The sequence below is a fragment of the Demequina sp. genome (genome assembly GCF_016278775.1).
Taxonomy (GTDB): Bacteria; Actinomycetota; Actinomycetes; order Actinomycetales; family Demequinaceae; genus Demequina.
In genome coordinates this window covers 1-17,628 of record NZ_JADQBF010000024.1, presented here as the reverse complement: position 1 = coordinate 17,628, position 17,628 = coordinate 1, and the positions used below count along the sequence as shown (strand labels likewise).

Sequence of the window (17,628 nt, the reverse complement as noted above, 5' to 3'; positions counted from 1 at the left end):
GTCCGTAGGGTAGAGGCGTGACAACCCGCGAACCCAGTTCCGCTTCGCAACTGTTGCGCGCAGGCGTCACCGACCCCGAGCGAGCCGCGCGACTTATCGCGGACATCGAGCAGATCAGCGGCGTCACGATTGAGGACGTCCCGAGTGCGCTGTCGTACCTTGCCGAACCCGACGTTGGCCTGCTCAACCTGCTGCGCCTGGCGGAGGCCGCGCAGCGCCAAGGCGTGCTCGACGAACTTGTGGCGTTGAGGCAGACGCGAGCGGGCGCCACACTCGCGATGCTCTTGGGGGCCTCGGTTGCCATCGGCGACTTCCTGGTGAGGCACCCCCAATTCGCGGCCGACGCCAAGGAGTGGGACATCGCCGCCCCGCCCCAGGCAACCCACGCCCGTCGCGATCTGTTGGTGGCAGTGGGCGCAGACCCTGACGATGCCGTTCCTGTCGCTACCCTCACGGGTGCGGCCGGGGTTGACGCCATGAGGGTGGCATACCGCCGTGCCCTCGCCCATGTGGCGGCGGTGGACATTGCCGCGCCCAACCCCCTCGCGGTGATGCCAGACGTGGGCGCCGCGCTGGCCGACCTCGCGGGAGCTGCACTCGAGGCCGCGATCGCCGTGGCTCGGGGGGAAACCCCAGGGCATGAGGCCGCGCGGCTGACGGTGATGGCCATGGGCAAGTGCGGCGCGCGTGAGCTCAACTACGTGTCCGACGTGGACGTCATCTACGTGGCGGAGCCTGCCGATGGCGCGGAGGAGTCCCATGCGCTGTCCGTAGCAACGACGCTTGCCATGCGCGTTGCGGCGGTGTGCTCCGCCCCCGCTGGGGAGCCGCCGTTGTGGGAGGTGGATCCCAACTTGCGCCCGGAAGGCAAGGACGGCGTCTTGGTGAGACGCGTCGAGTCGCACCGCGCGTACTACGAACGCTGGGCCGAGTCCTGGGAGTTTCAGGCACTCCTCAAGGCGCGCCCGGTGGCGGGGGATATGGAAGTGGGCCAGGCGTACGTGGATGCGGTGTGGCCTTTCGTGTGGACTGCGGTGGAGCGCGACAGGTTCGTGCAATCCGCTCAGCTGATGCGTAGGAGGGTCGAGGACCACATTCCGCCCAAAGAGGAGGGTCGCGAGATCAAGTTGGGTCCTGGGGGCCTGCGAGACGTCGAGTTCACCATCCAGCTTCTGCAACTGGTGCACGGCAGATCGGATGAGACCCTGCGGGTGCGCGGCACCCTCGAGGCGTTGCGAGCCCTGCGTGACGGCGGTTATGTGGGTCGCACTCAGGCGGCGGGGCTCGACAGGGGTTACCGCCAACTTCGTGTCTGGGAACATCGCCTTCAGCTTCGCAAGCTCAGCCGCACGCACCTCATGCCAGACACGCCAGAGGCCAAGCGAATCCTTGCCAGGGCCTCCGGCTTCGCGACCGTCGGCTACATGGACGAGGTCTGGGAGGATGTGCGCCGGGATGTGCGGGCCATGCACCTCGAGATGTTCTATAGGCCGATTCTGGGTGCGGTCGCCCGACTGAGCGCCGATGAAGCCTCGCTCGACGAATCCGCGGCCCGTGCCCGACTCGCGGCGATCGGCTTCCGCGATCCCGAAGGGGCGCAGCGACACATCGCGGCACTGACTCAGGGCCTGAGCAGGAGGGCGGCGATCCAGCGCCAATTGCTCCCCGCGATGATTGGCTGGTTTGGGGCCGGTGTGGATCCGGATGCGGGGCTCCTTGCCTTCCGACAGTTGTCAGAACAGTTGGAAGACACTCAGTGGTACCTCAAGTTGCTGCGCGACTCCGGCATGGCCGCTGAGCGATTGGCGATTCTGTTGGCGACGTCTGCCTTTGTCACCAAGGCGCTGTTGGCCTCCGCCCAAGACATCACCTGGCTCGACAACGACGACGACCTGACGCAAGTGTCGATCGACCGCTTGGACAAGGAGGCGGAAGCGATCGTGTCGCGCGCCGACGACGAGGAGCAGTGCATCACCGCTCTTCGGGGGCTTCGCAGGCGAGAGATCGCCAGGACGGCCGCAGCGAACGTGCTGACACTCCAGGATTCGGTGGGCGCTGCCAGGGCCGTCACTGACGCGACCGATGTTCTCATGCGGTCCGCTCTACGCGTCGCGGTTGCGGTGGTGACCAGAGACAAGGGCCTCAAGGAGCCGGAAGCAGACCTCGCGGTGATCGCCATGGGCCGGTACGGAGGCGAGGAGATGGGATACACCTCGGACGCCGACGTGCAATTTGTCTTCGAACCTCGCGAGGGTGCCGAGGACCCGACCGCTTTTGCCCTCGCCGTCGCCACCAAGCTCAGGGACCTGCTGCAGCGACCCAATCCGCAGCCGTCGCTCGCGGTGGACGCCGACCTCCGGCCAGAGGGCAAGAATGGCCCGCTCGTCAGGTCGCTCGACTCGATGATCGAGTACTACAGGCGTTGGTCTGACCCGTGGGAGATCCAGGCGCTTTTGCGGGCGCGCCCGGTTGCTGGACCGCAGGAGTTGCGTGCGCGTTGCACCGCCGCTATCGATAAGGAGCGGTATCGCCACGAGGTGACAGAGGAGGCGCTGCGCCAGATGCGCACCTTGAAGGCGCGTATGGAGGCGGAGCGGTTGCCGCGCGGGATCGACCCGCGAAGGCACCTCAAGTTGGGGCCTGGAGGCCTGTCAGACGTGGAGTGGACTGCGCAACTGTTGCAACTGCGCCACGGCCACGAGGTGCCGGGGCTGCGCACCACGCGCACGCTGGAAGCAATCCTTGCCGCCCAGGAGGCGCAGGTGTTGGGTGCACACGACGCGCTCGTCCTCACCCTGGCGTGGCGGCTGGCCACTGACCTGCGGGGGGCGATCGCGTTGAGAGGGGCGTCCGGCGACAGCGACGTGCTGCCCGGAGACATCGGCGAGCTCGCCGTCTTGTCGTCGATCTTGGGGGGCGGGGAGACGGGCCAAGAATTGGATGAGCGCTACGCTCGTACCTCCAGGAGGGCGCGAGCCGTCATGGAACGAGTGTTCTTCGAGTGGAAGCCGGACGCATGAGGGCCCTGAGAACGATGCTGTCCGCGATCGCCATCGTGGCGGGCGCCACGCTCGTGGTGCTGTGGTTGGTGTCATGGGTGGGCGTCAAAGCCGTCGAGGACGGGGCCGCGACCGAACGCATCGTGGTGGTGGCCCTGAAGAACCCCGCCGTGACCGACAGGATCGGCACCGAAATGAAGGACAGGGCCTTCGCGGAACTCGCGGATCAGGGAGTCGATCTGGAGGTGTGGGGGCTGGGGGACGCTGCGGCGGACAGCATTACCTCCCTGGTGGAAACCGAGGCGTTCCGTGACAGCGTCGTCGAGCAACTGGAGTCCGCCAGGGGGCAGTTGCACGATGAACTCACAGACTCCCACCGTGCGCCGGCGCCGTTTGAGGTAGCCATCAACACGAGCGACCTCGTCAACGACCGCATCGACGAGATCGCCGTGGTGGGCGGGCGGGTTCCCGATGTCTCGGTCGGGGCCGTGCGCATCGAGGTGGTGTCCGCTGACACGTTCGAGAAGGCGCGCACCGGTTACGACCGCATGGAGTTCGCCAAACGCTACTTCCTGTGGGCAGGACTCGCGCTCATCGTGCTCGGCATGCTGGTTTCCACTCGCAGGCGCTTTGTGATCGCCAAGTTCTTGGCCGCTGTCGGAGTGTTCTCGCTGGTCGCCTACGCCGCGTTGGTGGTGATCGGCCCCGAGAGAATTGCCGGGCTGATTCCCGGCGGCGGTGACGGAGGCTGGAGCGAAGTGTTCAGCGACGTCATCGCCGAGTCGGCACTTCCGATCGTGACAGGGAAACTGCTGCTCGCGGCATGGATCGCGCTGGCGGGCGCCGCCGTGGCAGCGCTGTTGGGGTACCTGATGGGCCGTTCCCGCCGATAGGGGCGTGTTAGGCGCGTAGCCAGACTGTCGTGTCGTGTGGAAGGGTTCCCGAGACGGGCGCCGACGCCAGTAGCACGTCACTGCCAGGCAGGGGCACCTCCTCGTCGGACAGATTGACGAGCACCCGGACGTCGCCCACTGTGAAGTCCAGGACGTCCTCGATCGACTCATTCCAGGTGATGCGGCCCTCGCCCAGCGCGTGCTCGCGTCGCAGCCTCAACGCGGACTTGTACATTTCGAGAGTCGAGCCTTCGACGCCGACTTGCGCTGAGGCTGCGTACTCGGCCCACGATGCCGGCTGGGGCAGCCACGAGGCTCCCGTGGGGGAGAAGCCGAACGCGGGGGCGTCTGCCTCCCACGGCAGGGGCACGCGGCATCCGTCGCGGCCGTACACACCCTCTGGGGTGCGGAAGAAGGTGGGGTCTTGCCTGGCGTCGTCCGGAATGTCGATCGCCTCTGGTAGGCCCAGTTCCTCGCCCTGGTACACGTACGCCGAACCCGGCAACGCGAGCATCACCAGGGTGGCGGCGCGACCCCTGGCAAGCGCTGGGGCCTCGTCCGGACGGTCTGCGCTCTTGGGGCCGATGCCGATGTTGTGTGGCAGGGGTTCCTTGACGGACAGGCGGAACGGGTGGCGGATCGTGTCGTGATTGGACAGCACCCACGTGGACGGGGCGCCCACGCCCTCGAAGGCCGCGAGAGACTCGTCGATCACGGCGCGAAGTTCGATCGCGTCCCACGGCGTCATCAGGTAGCCGAAGTTGAACGCCTGGTGAAGTTCGTCGTGTCGTACCCAGCGAGCCATCTTGCTCAAGGGTGTCACCCAGGCCTCGGCGACGAGTGCGCGGTCTCCGTCGTAACTGTCGGCGATCGCGCGCCACCGGCGCCAGATCTCGTGCACCTCGTTGCGCCCCCAGTACGGGTGGTCGTCAGAGGCCCACTCGCCCCCAGTACGCAACGGGTCGACCTCGTAGTCGGGCAGGCTCGTCGCCTTGGCCAGGCCGTGCGCCACGTCGATGCGGAAGCCGTCTGCGCCCCGATCGAACCAGAACCTCAACACCTCGTCAAAGCGATCGGCGACCCACGGGTTGGTCCAATCGAAGTCCGGTTGGGTGGCGTCAAAGAGGTGCAGATACCAGGGTCCAGGCGTGCCGTCCGCCTCGGTGATGCGAGTCCACGCTGGCCCGCCGAACATGGAGAGCCAATTGTTGGGCGGCTCCGCGCCGTCCGGCCCGCGTCCCGCGCGGAAGATGTACCGATCGCGTTCGGCCGCGCCAGGTCCCGCGGCGAGCGCCTCTTGGAACCAGCGGTGTTCGCTCGACGAGTGATTGGGCACCACGTCCACAATGACCCGCAGGCCAAGCTCGTGAGCGCGCGCTATGAGCGCGTCGGCATCTGCGAGGGTCCCGAACAGGGGATCGACGTCGCAGTAGTCGGAGACGTCGTAGCCCGCGTCGTTTTGGGGGGAGCGATAGAACGGCGAGAGCCACACCGCGTCGACGCCCAACTCGGCTAGGTGGTCCAGCCGGGACGTGACACCGGGAAGGTCTCCCACGCCGTCTCCTGAGGCGTCGGCGAAGGACCGGGGGTAGACCTGGTAGATGACGGCGGTGCGCCACCACTCGGGGGACATGGGGGCAGGGGTCTGGGTTGGCATGTCTCCACTCTATTGCTGCGCGCGCCGACGATGCACACGCTTGCTTTGGCTCGGTGGGCGCGGCGACACGCGGCCTCTGCGTCTCTTGCGTGGGGGTTTCCGCGAGGAGTGTCGCTAGTGGTCCGTGGGGACGCTCGTCGAGCGCCGGACGACCAATTCGAACGGCAGGGCGATGTGGTGCGCTGGCGTCGACCCGGTCTCCAGTGCTTCCAACACCGCCTGGGCGGCAAGGCGGCCCTGCGTCTCGGGGAACTGAGACACGGTCGTGAGGCCAAAGAAGTCCCCAAGTTCGTGACCATCGATGCCGACGATGGAGAGGTCCTCTGGCACCCTCTTGCCAAGATCCCGCGCGGCCATGATTGCCCCCATGGCCATCTCGTCCGAGGCCGCGAAGATTGCGGTGGGCGCCACACGAGGGTCGCCCAGCAGTTGCAGCGTCGCACGATAGCCGCCCGTGATGGTGAAGTCCGCGACTCTCACGAGCAGCGGATCCGGCTCAATACCGTGGGTTCTCAGCGCCTCCTCGTAGCCGCCCCTGCGGTGGGACGGCAGGTGGAAGTCAAGGTCGAGCATGGGGTCGCCGCCGATGTGCGCGATGTGGCGATGGCCGAGCGACAACAGGTGGTCGGTGGCGAGGCGAGCGACCGCGGCGTCGTCGATGCTGAGGGTCAAGGCGCCGCGCAGCGGGCCTCCGATTCCCACGGCTGGCTTTCCGATGGCATGCAGGCTGTCGAGTTCTGCCTCGGTCAACTCGAGCGACACGGCGATGAAGCCGTCGACCCTCTGGCGCCTCAAGAACTCGTCAAACAATCGCGACCGACGCGGGTTGTCTTCCCCACCAGGTTCCGTCGAGGCCGCGTCGAGGTGGTAGAGGGTGAGGTCGTATCCCGCGTCGTAGAGCGCCTGGTGGGCGCCATTAAGCACGCGCATGTAGAACCACGCGTCGAGGAACGGCATCACCACGCCGATGTTGCGGGTGCGTCCTGACGCGAGGCTCGAAGCGGCAGAGGAGACCACGTAGCCCAACTCCTTGGCGGCGGCCTCCACCCTCAGCCTGGTCGCCGTGGAGACCGTCTTCTTGCCCGCGAGGGCGCGCGACACCGTCGCGGTCGACACCCCAGCCAACGCGGCCACTTGCTGAATCGTCATGACGTCATTGTCCTCACGCACGTACCCTACCCACATGCGCGGGTCTGTCCGTCGTTCCCGTCGTTCCCAGAGTCCTCAGCGAGCGCCGCGGTGGCGAGGTGCAGAGACGACGAAGGGGCCGTCCAGCTGGACGGCCCCTTCGTGTTTCAGCACCACTTAGCAGTCGTAGTACAACTCAAACTCGTGCGGGTGCGGGCGGAAGCGCAGCGCGTCGATCTCTGCGGTGCGCTTGAGGTCGATCCACGTCTCGATGAGGTCGGACGTGAAGACGCCGCCCTCAAGCAGGAACGCGTGGTCGGCCTCGAGGCTGTTGAGCACACCCTCGAGCGAGGATGGCACCTGAGGAATCTTGGCGTGCTCCTCCGGAGGCAACTCGTACAGGTCCTTGTCCACGGGGGCAGGGGGCTCGATGCGGTTCTTGATGCCGTCGAGGCCAGCCATCAGCAGCGCAGAGAACGCGAGGTACGGGTTACCTGACGAGTCAGGCGCACGGAACTCGATGCGCTTGGCCTTGGGGTTCGATCCCGTGATCGGGATGCGAACGGCTGCCGAGCGGTTGCGAGCCGAGTACACCAGGTTGACGGGCGCCTCGTAGCCGGGAACCAGCCGGTGGTACGAGTTGACCGTCGGATTGGTGAACGCCAGCAGCGACGGGGCGTGCTTCAGGATGCCGCCGATGTACCAGCGAGCAACGTCGGACAGTCCGCCGTAGCCCTTCTCGTCGAAGAACAGGGGAGTGCCGTCCTGCCACACCGACTGGTGCACGTGCATGCCCGAGCCGTTGTCGCCGAACAGGGGCTTCGGCATGAACGTCACCGTCTTGCCAGCGTTCCACGCCACATTCTTGACGACGTACTTGAACTTCATGAGGTCGTCCGCCGCGTGCAACAGGGTGTTGAAGCGGTAGTTGATCTCCTGCTGGCCAGCGGTGCCCACCTCGTGGTGCGCGCGCTCAAGATCCAGACCCACCTGGCCCAACACTGTGCACATCTCGTCGCGCAGGTCGGCGAAGTGGTCTGCCGGGCTGACGGGGAAGTAGCCGCCCTTGTAGCGCGTCTTGTAGCCGCGGTTGGGGGTGCCGTCCTCTTCATACTCGACGCCGGTGTTCCACGCAGCCTCGGCGGAATCGACGTGGTAGTAGCCCTCGTGCTGGTTGGTCGCGAAGCGCACCGAGTCGAAGATGAAGAACTCCGCCTCTGGCGCGAAATACGCGGTGTCGCCGATGCCAGTGGTCTTGAGGTAGGCCTCGGCCTTGGCAGCGACGTTACGCGGGTCGCGCGAGTAGGGCTCGTTCGTGAACGGGTCAACGATCGAGAAGTTGATGATCAGCGTCTTGGCGACGCGGAACGGGTCAATGTAGGCCGTCGCCACGTCGGGCAGTAGCTTCATGTCGGACTCGTTGATGGCCTGGAATCCACGGATCGACGAACCGTCGAACATGGCGCCATCGTTGAAAACGTCTTCCGTGAACTGAGCGGCCGGAATGTTGAAGTGCTGCATTACGCCCGGCAGGTCGCAGAAGCGGATGTCGACATACTCGACGCCCTCTTCCTTCACGTAGGCGAGCGCCTCTTCGGCGGTCTTGAACATCGGATTTCTCCTTGAGGTAGGTCAAGCCAACTGTGGCTTCACCCAACTTAGTGGCACGTCGTTACCCGTGCGTATTCCGGGTGTTACGGCCACGTTACGAGGTGGGTTCGGCTAGGCGGGAACTGCCCGCGAACCGGGTCTAAGGTCCCGCTGAGGCTCGCTACGCTGGCCCAGTGACCGAGACTTCCTCCATGACCCAGGCGCTCGATATCCAGGTCGACGCCGTGCTGTTCGACATGGACGGCACGCTTGTCGACTCGATGGTGATTGTCGAACAGATGTGGTCAAGCTTCGCTGAAGAGCAGCGCATCGACCCCGGTGAGGTGATCGCCTACGCCCATGGCGTTCCATCACGCGACACGCTGCGCCGATTCTTGCCGGACAGCGCCGACGTGGAGCCATGGTTTGCTCGCGTCTCCCGGTGGGAGCAAGAGCACTTTGACGAGGTGACGCAGGTGCCGGGCGCGGGGGCGTTGCTGGACGCACTTCCGGCCGACGCATGGGCCGTGGTGACGTCGGCGTTGCGTGGGCCCGCCTTGGCGAGGTTGGGCGCGGTCGGCTTCCCGTCCCCGCGCGTGCTGGTAGGCGCAGACGACGTTGGCAAGGGGAAGCCCGATCCGGAGGGCTACCTGGCCGCAGCACACGCGCTCGGTGTGCGCCCGAGCCGGTGCGTCGTGTTCGAGGACACAGTGCCGGGGATTCTGGCAGCACGAGCCGCCGGTGCGGTGCCGGTCGTGATGGGCGGCGTGCAGCACGAGGCGATGGACGGGATAGTGCGCCTCAGTGACTGGCGTTCCGTGCGCGTGGAGCAGGGGACTCAGGCGCGGCTGCGCCTCGTGAGCGACTAGGGCTCAGCGTCCGCGCATCGCCTTGCGGTCGGCCCTGGCCTTCGTGGGGTCGATGCCCTTCGGCACGGCCATCTGAGGTCCGCCCATGGCGCGCAGGCGCGCCCGCACCGTCGCGGCATCGGCCGCCGACAGCCCCTTGCGGAGCCCGCGGCCAAACTGCTTGGTCTTGGTGGCCTTGATCTCTTTGGTGAGGCGCTTCAGCGGCACCTCTCCCTCACCATGGCCCACGTAGATTGGGGTGACCGGCACTCCGGGAACGAGCTTGCCCAGCCGAGCCACGGTCTGCGTGACGGGGCGGCGAGCGGCGTTGCCGCCCTCTGCCAGGAGCACCACACCGCCATTGCCGACGCCCTGGAACACCACGGAACGGGTCTTCTGGTCGACGGCGATCGGCTCTTCTGCGAATTGCCAGTTCCTCGTCACGGACTGGGCGACCGCGAGCGAGCCGCCCATGACGCCGTCCATCTGCTGGAACATCTGCTTCTCAAAGCGTTTGGTCAGCACGAACAGCGACACGACGGCGCCCACCATGAGTCCGGTGAGGGGGCCGTAGATTTTCGCGGCGAGACCGTCGGTGAAGACGGCAGCGAGAATGCCGACTGCGAGCGGAACCAGGAGGAGGCTGCCAAGGATCCACGGGAGCTTCTTGTCGGTCCTCGCCGTGACCGAGTAGGCCTGCCAGAGGGTCTTGTACCAGCGCTGCTTGGGTGCGGGGGGTGCTTGCTTTGCCATAATGCGCCCAGTCTAGACGCCAGACGCGCGCTCGACCCCCGTTCGGCGACAGGACCCTCGCGAAATGGGTCGCGAGGCTACCTCGCGAGCAGCGACGAGGCCTCTTGGCGGGCGGCCATCGGCTTGGCGAGGTGGCTCAACTGCTCGGGAATCTCACGGCCCTTGCGCGTCATCGCCTGGGCCCACAGCCGTCCGGCGCGGTACGACGACCGCACGAGCGGCCCCGACATGACGCCCAGGAACCCGATCTCCTCTGCGGCATCGGAGAACTCCACAAACTCCTCCGGCTTAACCCACCTGTCCACCGGGTGGTGGCGGGGGCTGGGGCGCAAGTACTGCGTGATGGTGAGCAGATCGCAACCGGCGTCGTGCAGGTCGTGAAGGGCCTGAATCACCTCGTCGTACGTCTCTCCCATGCCCAGGATGAGGTTGGACTTGGTGACAAAGCCGTCCGCTTGGGCGGAGGCCAGTACCGACAGGGAGCGCTCGTAGGTGAAGGCCGGTCGGATGCGCTTGAAGACGCGCGGCACCGTCTCGACGTTGTGGGCCAGCACCTCGGGGCGAGAGGAGAACACCTCGGCCAGTTGATCAGGCTTCGCGTTGAAGTCGGGGATCAGCAACTCGACGCCCGTTCCCGCATTGAGCGCGTGGATCTGGCGCACCGTCTCCGCGTACAACCAGGCTCCGCCGTCGGGAAGGTCGTCGCGGGCCACGCCCGTCACAGTGGAGTACTTGAGGCCCATCTCGCGCACCGACTCGGCGACGCGTCGGGGCTCGTCACGGTCGAGTTCAGCGGGACGGCCCGTGTCGATCTGACAGAAGTCGCAGCGCCTGGTGCACTGCGAGCCGCCGATGAGGAACGTCGCCTCACGGTCCTCCCAGCATTCGAAGATGTTGGGACAGCCAGCCTCCTCGCACACCGTGTGGAGCCCACCGCCCTTCACGAGCGATTTGAGTTCCTTGTACTCGGGTCCCATGGTGGCGGTGGTGCGGATCCATTCGGGCTTGCGCTCGATGGGCGTCTCGGCGTTGCGGGCCTCGACGCGTAGCATCTTGCGGCCTTCTGGGGCGAGAGTCACGCGATCTCCTGGGGTTGTGGGGCTGCGTCGGTGCGGCGCGGTGGGGTATCCGCGCGGTGAGACTCCCATCGTATGTCGGCCAGGGAGGTTTCCAGCGCGGCCAGCGTGGCTGGCACGACCTCGGCGATCTCCACCGTGCGGCCCAGTTCGACGCTCAGCGAGGTGACCTCGGCATCGGCGATGCCGCACGGCACAATCTGGTCGAAGGCCGTGAGGTCGGGGGAGCAATTGAGCGCAAAGCCGTGCATCGACACGCCCTTGGCCACACGCACGCCAATCGCGCAGATCTTGCGTTCCCTGCGGGTGTCGGTCGCTGGGAGCCATACTCCAGAGCGCCCCTCGACCCGGACGGTCTCCAACCCGTAGCCGGCGCAGACCTCCATGATCGCCCGCTCGAGACGCCGCACGTATTCCACGACGTCAAGTGGCTCCCGCAGGCGCACTATCGGGTACCCGACGAGCTGCCCGGGACCGTGCCACGTGATCTTGCCGCCCCTGTCCACATCGATCACTTCCGTGCCGTCGATTGGGCGGTCCCATGTGGCGGTCCGCTTGCCAGCCGTGTAGACGCTGGAGTGCTCGACCAGGATCGTGGTGTCCGGTCGCTCACCGGCACCCACCTCGCCGTGAATCTGTCGCTGCAAGGCCCAGATGTCGCGGTAGTCGCGGTGCTCGCCGTCCAGCAGGTTGATGATCTGCATCAGATCAGGCTAACCCGGGAATGGGGAGAGACTCCGCGTGTTAGATAGTCACATGAAGAATCGCGCCTGGCTGAGACCCGTCTTGGTCGTCCTCGGAATTGTCGTGTGGTTGGGGATCGGAGGCGTGGGGGGCCAGACCTTCGGCGTGCTGAGTTCCGTTCAGGAGAACGAGAACTCCGCGTTCCTGCCCTCCTCCGCCGAGTCCACCCAGGCAGCGCAGGCCCATGCCGAGTTTGTCCCGTCAGACGCGGTGCCTGGCCTGTTCGTCATCGAGGGCGTGGGCCCGGAGCAGTCTGCCGCCGTGCAGGCATTTGTGGACGAGGCGGTGGCGGCGCCCCTGGAGGGCGACGAGCAGGGCCGCAGCGTCGGCGACGTTCTCGCTTCCGACCCTCAAGTCGTGCCAGCAGAGGACGGCGAGGCAATGCTCGTCATCTTCGACGTCGATGCCGCCGTGTTTGGCGAGACATCGGGCGAATCCACCGTCGGCGGGCTTCTTGCCGAGACGGTGCGCGCCACGTGGGCCGAGCAAGAGCTCGGCGCCAACGCGGATGGCTACCTGACGGGCGCAGTCGGCCTGGTGGCGGACCTCGTCGCCGCGTTCGCAGGCATCGACGGCATCTTGCTGGTGGTGGCGCTTTCAGTGGTGCTCGTGATCCTGCTGATCGTCTACCGCAGCCCCGTGTTGCCCTTCTTGGTGCTCACCACCGCGATGATCGCGTTGTCCGCGGCCATCGTCCTGGTCTACGCGTTGGCGAAGGCCGACATCATCACGCTCAACGGCCAATCTCAAGGCATCATGTTCATCCTGGTGGTAGGCGCCACCACCGACTATGCGCTGTTGCTGGTGGCACGCTACCGCGAGGAGTTGCTGCACCGTCGCAGCCCGTACGACGCCATGCGCGAGGCGGTGCGGCGGTCGCTAGCGGCCATTGCGGCGTCGGCGGGCACGGTCATCGCTGGGCTGCTGGTGCTCTTGCTGTCCGACCTGAAGTCGAACGCCTCACTGGGGCCGGCCGGGGCCATCGGCATCGCAAGCGCCTTCCTCGCCGCGCTCACGCTCCTGCCCGCGTTGCTGCTCATCGGCGGCAAGCACGCGCGGGGAGTGTTCTGGCCTGCTCGACCGCGCTACTTGGGCGACGATGACGACGACGCCACCACCATCGAGGCCGTGGAGAAGCGCTCCGGCGTGTGGGGCCGGGTATCGCGAACCGTTGACGCGCGCCCCAGGCGGGTGTGGATCGGCGCGGGTGCGCTGCTGTTGGTGATGGCGGCAGGGCTCACGCAACTCGAGGCCGACGGCCTCGGAGACCGCGATGTCTTCCTCACCCCGACAGAGTCGGTCGAAGGCTTCGCTGTGCTTGAGGACCACTTCGCGGCAGGCGCGACCGCGCCCGTGAGGATCATTGTTGATCAAGCGGACTCTGAGTCGGTGCTGGCGGCCGTCAAGGCCGTCGAGGGGGTGCAGGACGCCTTCCTGTTGACCCCTGCCGTCGCGCAGGGTGCCCCGGGAGGAACCGTGCCGGAGGAGCCGATTGTGGTCGACGGCCGCGTCGAAATTGACGCGGTGACGGAGGCGTCATCCACTGCACGGCCTGCTCAAGACGTGGTCGCGCAGATCCGCGACGTGGTGCACCCGATGTCACAGGGAGCTCTGGTGGGCGGCGCGGCCGCCGAGTCTCTCGACACGCGGCTCACCACTGACCGTGACATCCGGGTGATTGTTCCCATGATTCTTGCGGTCATCTTTGTGGTCTTGGCCTTGCTGCTGCGGTCACTCGTGGCCCCAGCCATCATCGTGCTCGCGAACGTCCTGTCCTTCGCTGCGGCGCTCGGAGCGTCGGCCCTGGTGTTCGACTTCGTCTTCGGGTTCCCCGGCATGGACCCGGGCACCCCGCTGCTGGGATTCGTGTTCCTGGTGGCACTGGGTGTTGACTACTCGATCTTCCTCATGTCTCGGGCGCGCGAGGAGGCGCTCGTGCACGGCACTAGCCAGGGTGTGCGGCGCGCGCTTGCCGTCACGGGCGGAGTGATCACCTCTGCGGGCATCGTGCTCGCCGCCACGTTCGCTGCGCTCGGCGTGCTGCCGTTGATCTTCCTGGCACAGATTGCCTTCATCGTCGGATTCGGCGTGCTGATCGACACGTTCGTGGTGCGGTCCCTGCTCGTTCCCGGCCTGATCTCTGACATCGGGAAGGCGTCGTGGTGGCCGTGGGCGGGAGCGTTCCGCAACTGACGCCTGCCGGGACAAATCGGCCTGTGGATAACGCCCGTGAGCGCCGCCGACGCGGCACCGTAGGGGCATGAGCTCTCTCAGCACTGCAGAGCCGGCAGCGCGCGAGCGCGTTGTCGGTCACGGCCAGGATGCCTACGAGGCCGTGCGCGCGCGGGTGGCCGCCGTGGCCGCCGTCGCCCACCAGGCTCTCGATGTGCCCTCACGCGTGACGATGCTGCCGGGAGACGCTGTCGCCGTCGCCGAGCCCACCTACGGTGCGGTGACCTTGCAGGAAATGCTGGAGTCCCGCGGCTCGCTCAGGGCGGGGGAGTGCGTCTGGTTGGGAATGGCGGTGGCGGGGGCGCTTGCGGCCTTGCACAGGGACGGTTTGGCTCACGGCGCGGTCGGCGCAGACGCCGTGCGCTTGCCGTCCAGGGGTGTGGTGGTGGGCAAACTCGTCGACGGGCCAGCGGATGCCACGGCCGCCGACGATGTTGCGGCCTTGGGGCGCATGCTGGCCATGTGCGTTGACGGGCCAGAGGCGGAGCCGGTACGTGCGTGGACGGAGCCGATGACTCACCAGGATCCCGCCGCCCGGCCCACTGCGGCCATGGTCGCCAGGGCGCTCGGGTCATGCGCCCCTCCTGAGCCGTTGCATCACCTGCCGCGGGGCGTGGCCTCTTCCATGCGGGCGTCGGCAGTGCTTCCGGGGAGCGTGAGAAAACTGCCCCAGGCGCGCATCTGGAGGTGGCGTCAGGCGGCGCGCGTGTGGTCGCCAAAGGTGGTGTTGGCGTTGGGCGCGGGGCTCGTCGTGGCTCTAGGGGCGTGGGGGTTGTGGTCCCTGATGCCGGGGGCGTCCAAGGCCGATCCGCTCACCGGGGGTGTGGTGCCCGCTCAACAGGACCCTGCTTGGGTGGCGCGAGAGGCCACCCAGGCGCGATTCGATGCGCTGCAGTCCTCTGGGCCGGAGGCGCTGGCCCACTGGACCGCCGAAGGCTCGCCCGCACGGGCGGAGGCCGAGGCGACGTCCGCCGCGCTTGCATCGGGACGCATGGTGGTCGATGGCCTGGTCGCCTCGATCGACCACGTGGTGGTCCAGCCCGCTGAGGCAGGCACGCCTGATGTCAGGGTGGTGCGGGTCACGTACACCTTGAGCGACCACGTGGTCACTATGGACGGCGAGGCGACTCGATTTGAGGGCTATAGCCAGACCGTGGACTTGGAGTTGGTACGAGGTGATGACGGCTGGCTGGTGCGTTCCGCGGCCGATGCCTCTGCCGACGCCGCAACCTAGTGGGGCCGCGCGACTGCTGCTACTTGGCGTCGTCCGCCACGTAGCGAGCGGCCGACTCCAGCGTCGGGTGCGACCAGGCGAAACCGAGTTGGGTCAACGCCTTCGGAACGCCCGCCTGAGACGACAGCAGATCGTCCGCAGCCTCGCCGATGACGACGCGAAGCACCCACGACGGCACGGTGAGACCAGGCCGCGAGCCCAAAGCGTGAGCCAACGCGGCAATGATCTCCGCCATCGTGGCCGGCTGCGGAGTCACGAGGTTCGCTGGGCCCTCGTAGCGCTTGTCCATGAGGAAGCGGAGCCCACGCACCTGGTCCTCCAGGGTGATCCACGACTGCAGCGCATCGCCGCCTCCCAGGGACTTCAGCAAGCTGCGCTTGACGAGGGGAAGGAGGCGCTGCGCGAATCCCCCGTGCCCCGCCACCACGAGTCCGGTGCGGAGGTACGAGACGCTCGCGCCAGCGTCAACCGCAGGGGAGGCCGCAGCCTCCCACGCCTGACACACCTCTGCGAGGAAGCCCTCGCCGGGGCCGACGCTCTCGGTGAGTTGCTGCTCGCCTCGGTCGCCGTAGTAACCCATCGCCGAGCCTTGAAGGAGCACCACGGAGGGATTGGCCGCAGCGATGGCGTTGGCGATTGTGGTGGTCGAGTCGACGCGCGACTGCATGACCACCCGCTTATAACTGGACGTGAACCTCTTGCCGCCGATCGAGGCGCCAGCGAGGTTCACGACAACGTCAGCCGAGGCGATGACATCGTGGTCGATCGTGTGATCAGCGGGATCCCACGAGGACTCGTTGTCGCCTCGTGCCTCGCGCCTTACGAGCGCGATGACGTCGTGATTGTCCGCGCTCAGGGACTCCGTCAGGGCAGTGCCGATGAGCCCCGACGCACCAGAGATGACGACGCGCATGCGCTAGAGATCCAAAGATGACTCGAAATCGCCAGCCTCGATGAGGCCCTTGACGGTCTGCAAGAAGCGCGCGGCATCCGCGCCATCCACGATCCGGTGGTCATAGCTCAGCGGCAGGTAGCACATCGGCTTGATGGACAACACGTCCTCACCATTGGAGCCCTTGCTCACCACCACGCGCTTCTCGATGATGGTCGTGGCCAGGATTCCCACCTGCGGTGACGGCACGATGGGCGTGTCGAGCAGGGTGCCGCCGGAGCCGGTGTTGGTCACCGAGAACGTGCCGCCGCTGATCTCGTCGGACTTGAGGCCGCCCGAACGGGCGCGGCCAGCAAGGTCGGCGATCTGCTGAGCGTGCTCGGCGATCGACTTGTCCTCCGCGTTGCGCAGGGTGGGCAACATGAGGCCCTTTTCCGTGTCGACCGCGAGAGACAGGTTCACCTCGCCGTGGTAGACGATGGATTCGCCGTCCACGGACGCGTTGAGGTTGGGGTGCTCGACCAGGGCGTCGGCGATGGCCTTGGTGAAGAACGGCAGGAACGTCAGCTTGGCGTCGTGCTTCTCCTGGAATGCCACCTTGCTCTTCGCACGCAGGGACCAGATGGCCGAGCAATCGACCTCGACCACGGTGGTCAACTGCGCCATGCCGTGCAACGACTCGAGCATCCTCTCCGCGGTGATCTTGCGGATGCGGGTCATCTTGGCCGTGGTTCCACGCAACGACGTCTTGTCTTCATCGGACGACGGCGCGGGGGCTGACGTGGCAGGAGCGGCCTCAGGGGACTCCTTCTGCTCCGGCTGTTGGTCCTGTTGCGGCTTCGGTGCTTCCTGAGCGCTCGCTGCTGGCGCGGCGAGCACGTCCTCCTTGCGGATGCGCCCTCCCACTCCGGTGCCCTTGACCTTGTCGAGATCAACGCCACGTTCGGCGGCGAGTTTGCGCACAATCGGCGTCACGTACCCGGAGGTGCCGCCAGCGGACGCATCGGAGTCTCCAGCGGACTGCTGCTGCGGTGCGGGAGCTGCCTCATGTGCCGCCGGGGCTGCCTCTTGTGCGGCGGGCTCGGCTGGGGGTTCAGGGGCCGGTGCCGGTGCCGACTGAGTCTCGGCCTCCTGAGCAGGAGCAGACTCCTCAGCGGGAGCAGACTCCTCAGCGGGAGCAGACTCCTCAGCGGGAGCGGCCTCCGGTGCAGGCGCAGCCTCCTGAGCAGGTGCCTCCTTCGCGGGAGCACCAGATCCGACCCTGGCCAACACTGCACCGACCTCAACGGTCTCGTCTTCGTCAACCAGGATCTCAACCAGGGTGCCTGCCGCAGGCGACGGAATCTCGGTGTCCACCTTGTCGGTAGAGATCTCGAGGAGGGGCTCGTCCACCGCGATTTCATCGCCCACCGCCTTGAGCCAGCGCGTGACAGTGCCTTCTGACACGGACTCGCCGAGGGCGGGCAGCGTGATGTCGGTAGCGTCGCCAGACGACGACGGGGCTGGCTTGTCGGTCGCTGGCTCGCTCGGCGCCTCGGCGCTCGGTGCCGGGGTCGCGGGGGAGGCATCGGCGGGAGTCGAA

General features: G+C 66.8%; 13 protein-coding genes. 5 read left to right on the top strand and 8 right to left on the bottom strand.

Going from position 1 to position 17,628, the window contains the following annotated elements:
• The first annotated feature begins 17 nt into the window (after window positions 1-17).
• Both QZZ33_RS03730 and QZZ33_RS03725 read left to right on the top strand, forming a co-directional pair.
• Window positions 18-3,020 (top strand): bifunctional [glutamine synthetase] adenylyltransferase/[glutamine synthetase]-adenylyl-L-tyrosine phosphorylase, encoded by a 3,003-nt coding sequence (locus QZZ33_RS03730; protein WP_291378296.1) that lies wholly within the window; start codon window positions 18-20, stop codon window positions 3,018-3,020.
• Window positions 3,017-3,892: a hypothetical protein gene (locus tag QZZ33_RS03725; RefSeq protein ID WP_291378295.1), complete on the top strand. Its 876-nt coding sequence runs from the start codon at window positions 3,017-3,019 to the stop codon at window positions 3,890-3,892. The genes QZZ33_RS03730 and QZZ33_RS03725 overlap by 4 nt, the downstream gene beginning before the upstream one ends.
• 7 nt (window positions 3,893-3,899) lie before the next feature.
• Here QZZ33_RS03725 and QZZ33_RS03720 read toward each other — a convergent pair whose 3' ends face one another.
• The 3 genes from QZZ33_RS03720 to glnA form a co-directional block, all read right to left on the bottom strand.
• Window positions 3,900-5,549, bottom strand: coding sequence for an alpha-amylase family glycosyl hydrolase (locus QZZ33_RS03720; RefSeq protein ID WP_291378294.1), 1,650 nt, complete (start codon window positions 5,547-5,549; stop codon window positions 3,900-3,902).
• Between the two features lie 114 nt (window positions 5,550-5,663).
• Window positions 5,664-6,698 carry a LacI family DNA-binding transcriptional regulator gene (locus QZZ33_RS03715; RefSeq protein WP_291378293.1) on the bottom strand — a complete coding sequence of 345 codons (1,035 nt, stop codon included), beginning with the start codon at window positions 6,696-6,698 and terminating at the stop codon, window positions 5,664-5,666.
• A 156-nt stretch (window positions 6,699-6,854) separates the two neighbouring features.
• Window positions 6,855-8,288: a type I glutamate--ammonia ligase gene (gene glnA, locus QZZ33_RS03710; RefSeq protein ID WP_291378292.1), complete on the bottom strand. Its 1,434-nt coding sequence runs from the start codon at window positions 8,286-8,288 to the stop codon at window positions 6,855-6,857.
• 173 nt (window positions 8,289-8,461) lie between these two features.
• On the opposite strand from glnA, the gene QZZ33_RS03705 reads away from it, so the two are divergent.
• On the top strand, window positions 8,462-9,136 hold the full coding sequence (locus QZZ33_RS03705) for an HAD-IA family hydrolase (RefSeq protein WP_291378291.1): 675 nt from the start codon (window positions 8,462-8,464) through the stop codon (window positions 9,134-9,136).
• Window positions 9,137-9,139: 3 nt separating this feature from the next.
• On the opposite strand, the gene QZZ33_RS03700 is transcribed toward QZZ33_RS03705, so the two are convergent.
• The 3 genes from QZZ33_RS03700 to lipB form a co-directional block, all read right to left on the bottom strand.
• The gene (locus tag QZZ33_RS03700; protein WP_291378290.1) at window positions 9,140-9,868 is read right to left on the bottom strand and encodes a DUF4191 family protein; all 729 of its coding nucleotides are present in this window, start codon (window positions 9,866-9,868) and stop codon (window positions 9,140-9,142) included.
• 77 nt (window positions 9,869-9,945) lie between these two features.
• Entirely contained in the window at window positions 9,946-10,947 is a 1,002-nt protein-coding gene (gene lipA / locus QZZ33_RS03695; protein ID WP_291378289.1) for a lipoyl synthase, read from the bottom strand.
• Window positions 10,944-11,648 (bottom strand): lipoyl(octanoyl) transferase LipB, encoded by a 705-nt coding sequence (gene lipB / locus QZZ33_RS03690; protein WP_291378288.1) that lies wholly within the window; start codon window positions 11,646-11,648, stop codon window positions 10,944-10,946. The genes lipA and lipB overlap by 4 nt, the downstream gene beginning before the upstream one ends.
• A 52-nt stretch (window positions 11,649-11,700) precedes the next feature.
• Here lipB and QZZ33_RS03685 point away from each other — a divergent pair, with 52 nt between their 5' ends.
• Both QZZ33_RS03685 and QZZ33_RS03680 read left to right on the top strand, forming a co-directional pair.
• Window positions 11,701-13,881 (top strand): MMPL family transporter, encoded by a 2,181-nt coding sequence (locus QZZ33_RS03685; protein ID WP_291378287.1) that lies wholly within the window; start codon window positions 11,701-11,703, stop codon window positions 13,879-13,881.
• A 67-nt stretch (window positions 13,882-13,948) separates the two neighbouring features.
• Entirely contained in the window at window positions 13,949-15,154 is a 1,206-nt protein-coding gene (locus tag QZZ33_RS03680; protein ID WP_291378286.1) for a hypothetical protein, read from the top strand.
• Between the two features lie 19 nt (window positions 15,155-15,173).
• Here QZZ33_RS03680 and QZZ33_RS03675 read toward each other — a convergent pair whose 3' ends face one another.
• Both QZZ33_RS03675 and sucB read right to left on the bottom strand, forming a co-directional pair.
• Window positions 15,174-16,067, bottom strand: coding sequence for a TIGR01777 family oxidoreductase (locus QZZ33_RS03675; RefSeq protein ID WP_291378285.1), 894 nt, complete (start codon window positions 16,065-16,067; stop codon window positions 15,174-15,176).
• Between the two features lie 3 nt (window positions 16,068-16,070).
• Window positions 16,071-17,628 (bottom strand): 2-oxoglutarate dehydrogenase, E2 component, dihydrolipoamide succinyltransferase (sucB, locus tag QZZ33_RS03670; RefSeq protein ID WP_291378284.1); only part of this gene is annotated, 1,558 nt, incomplete at its 5' end.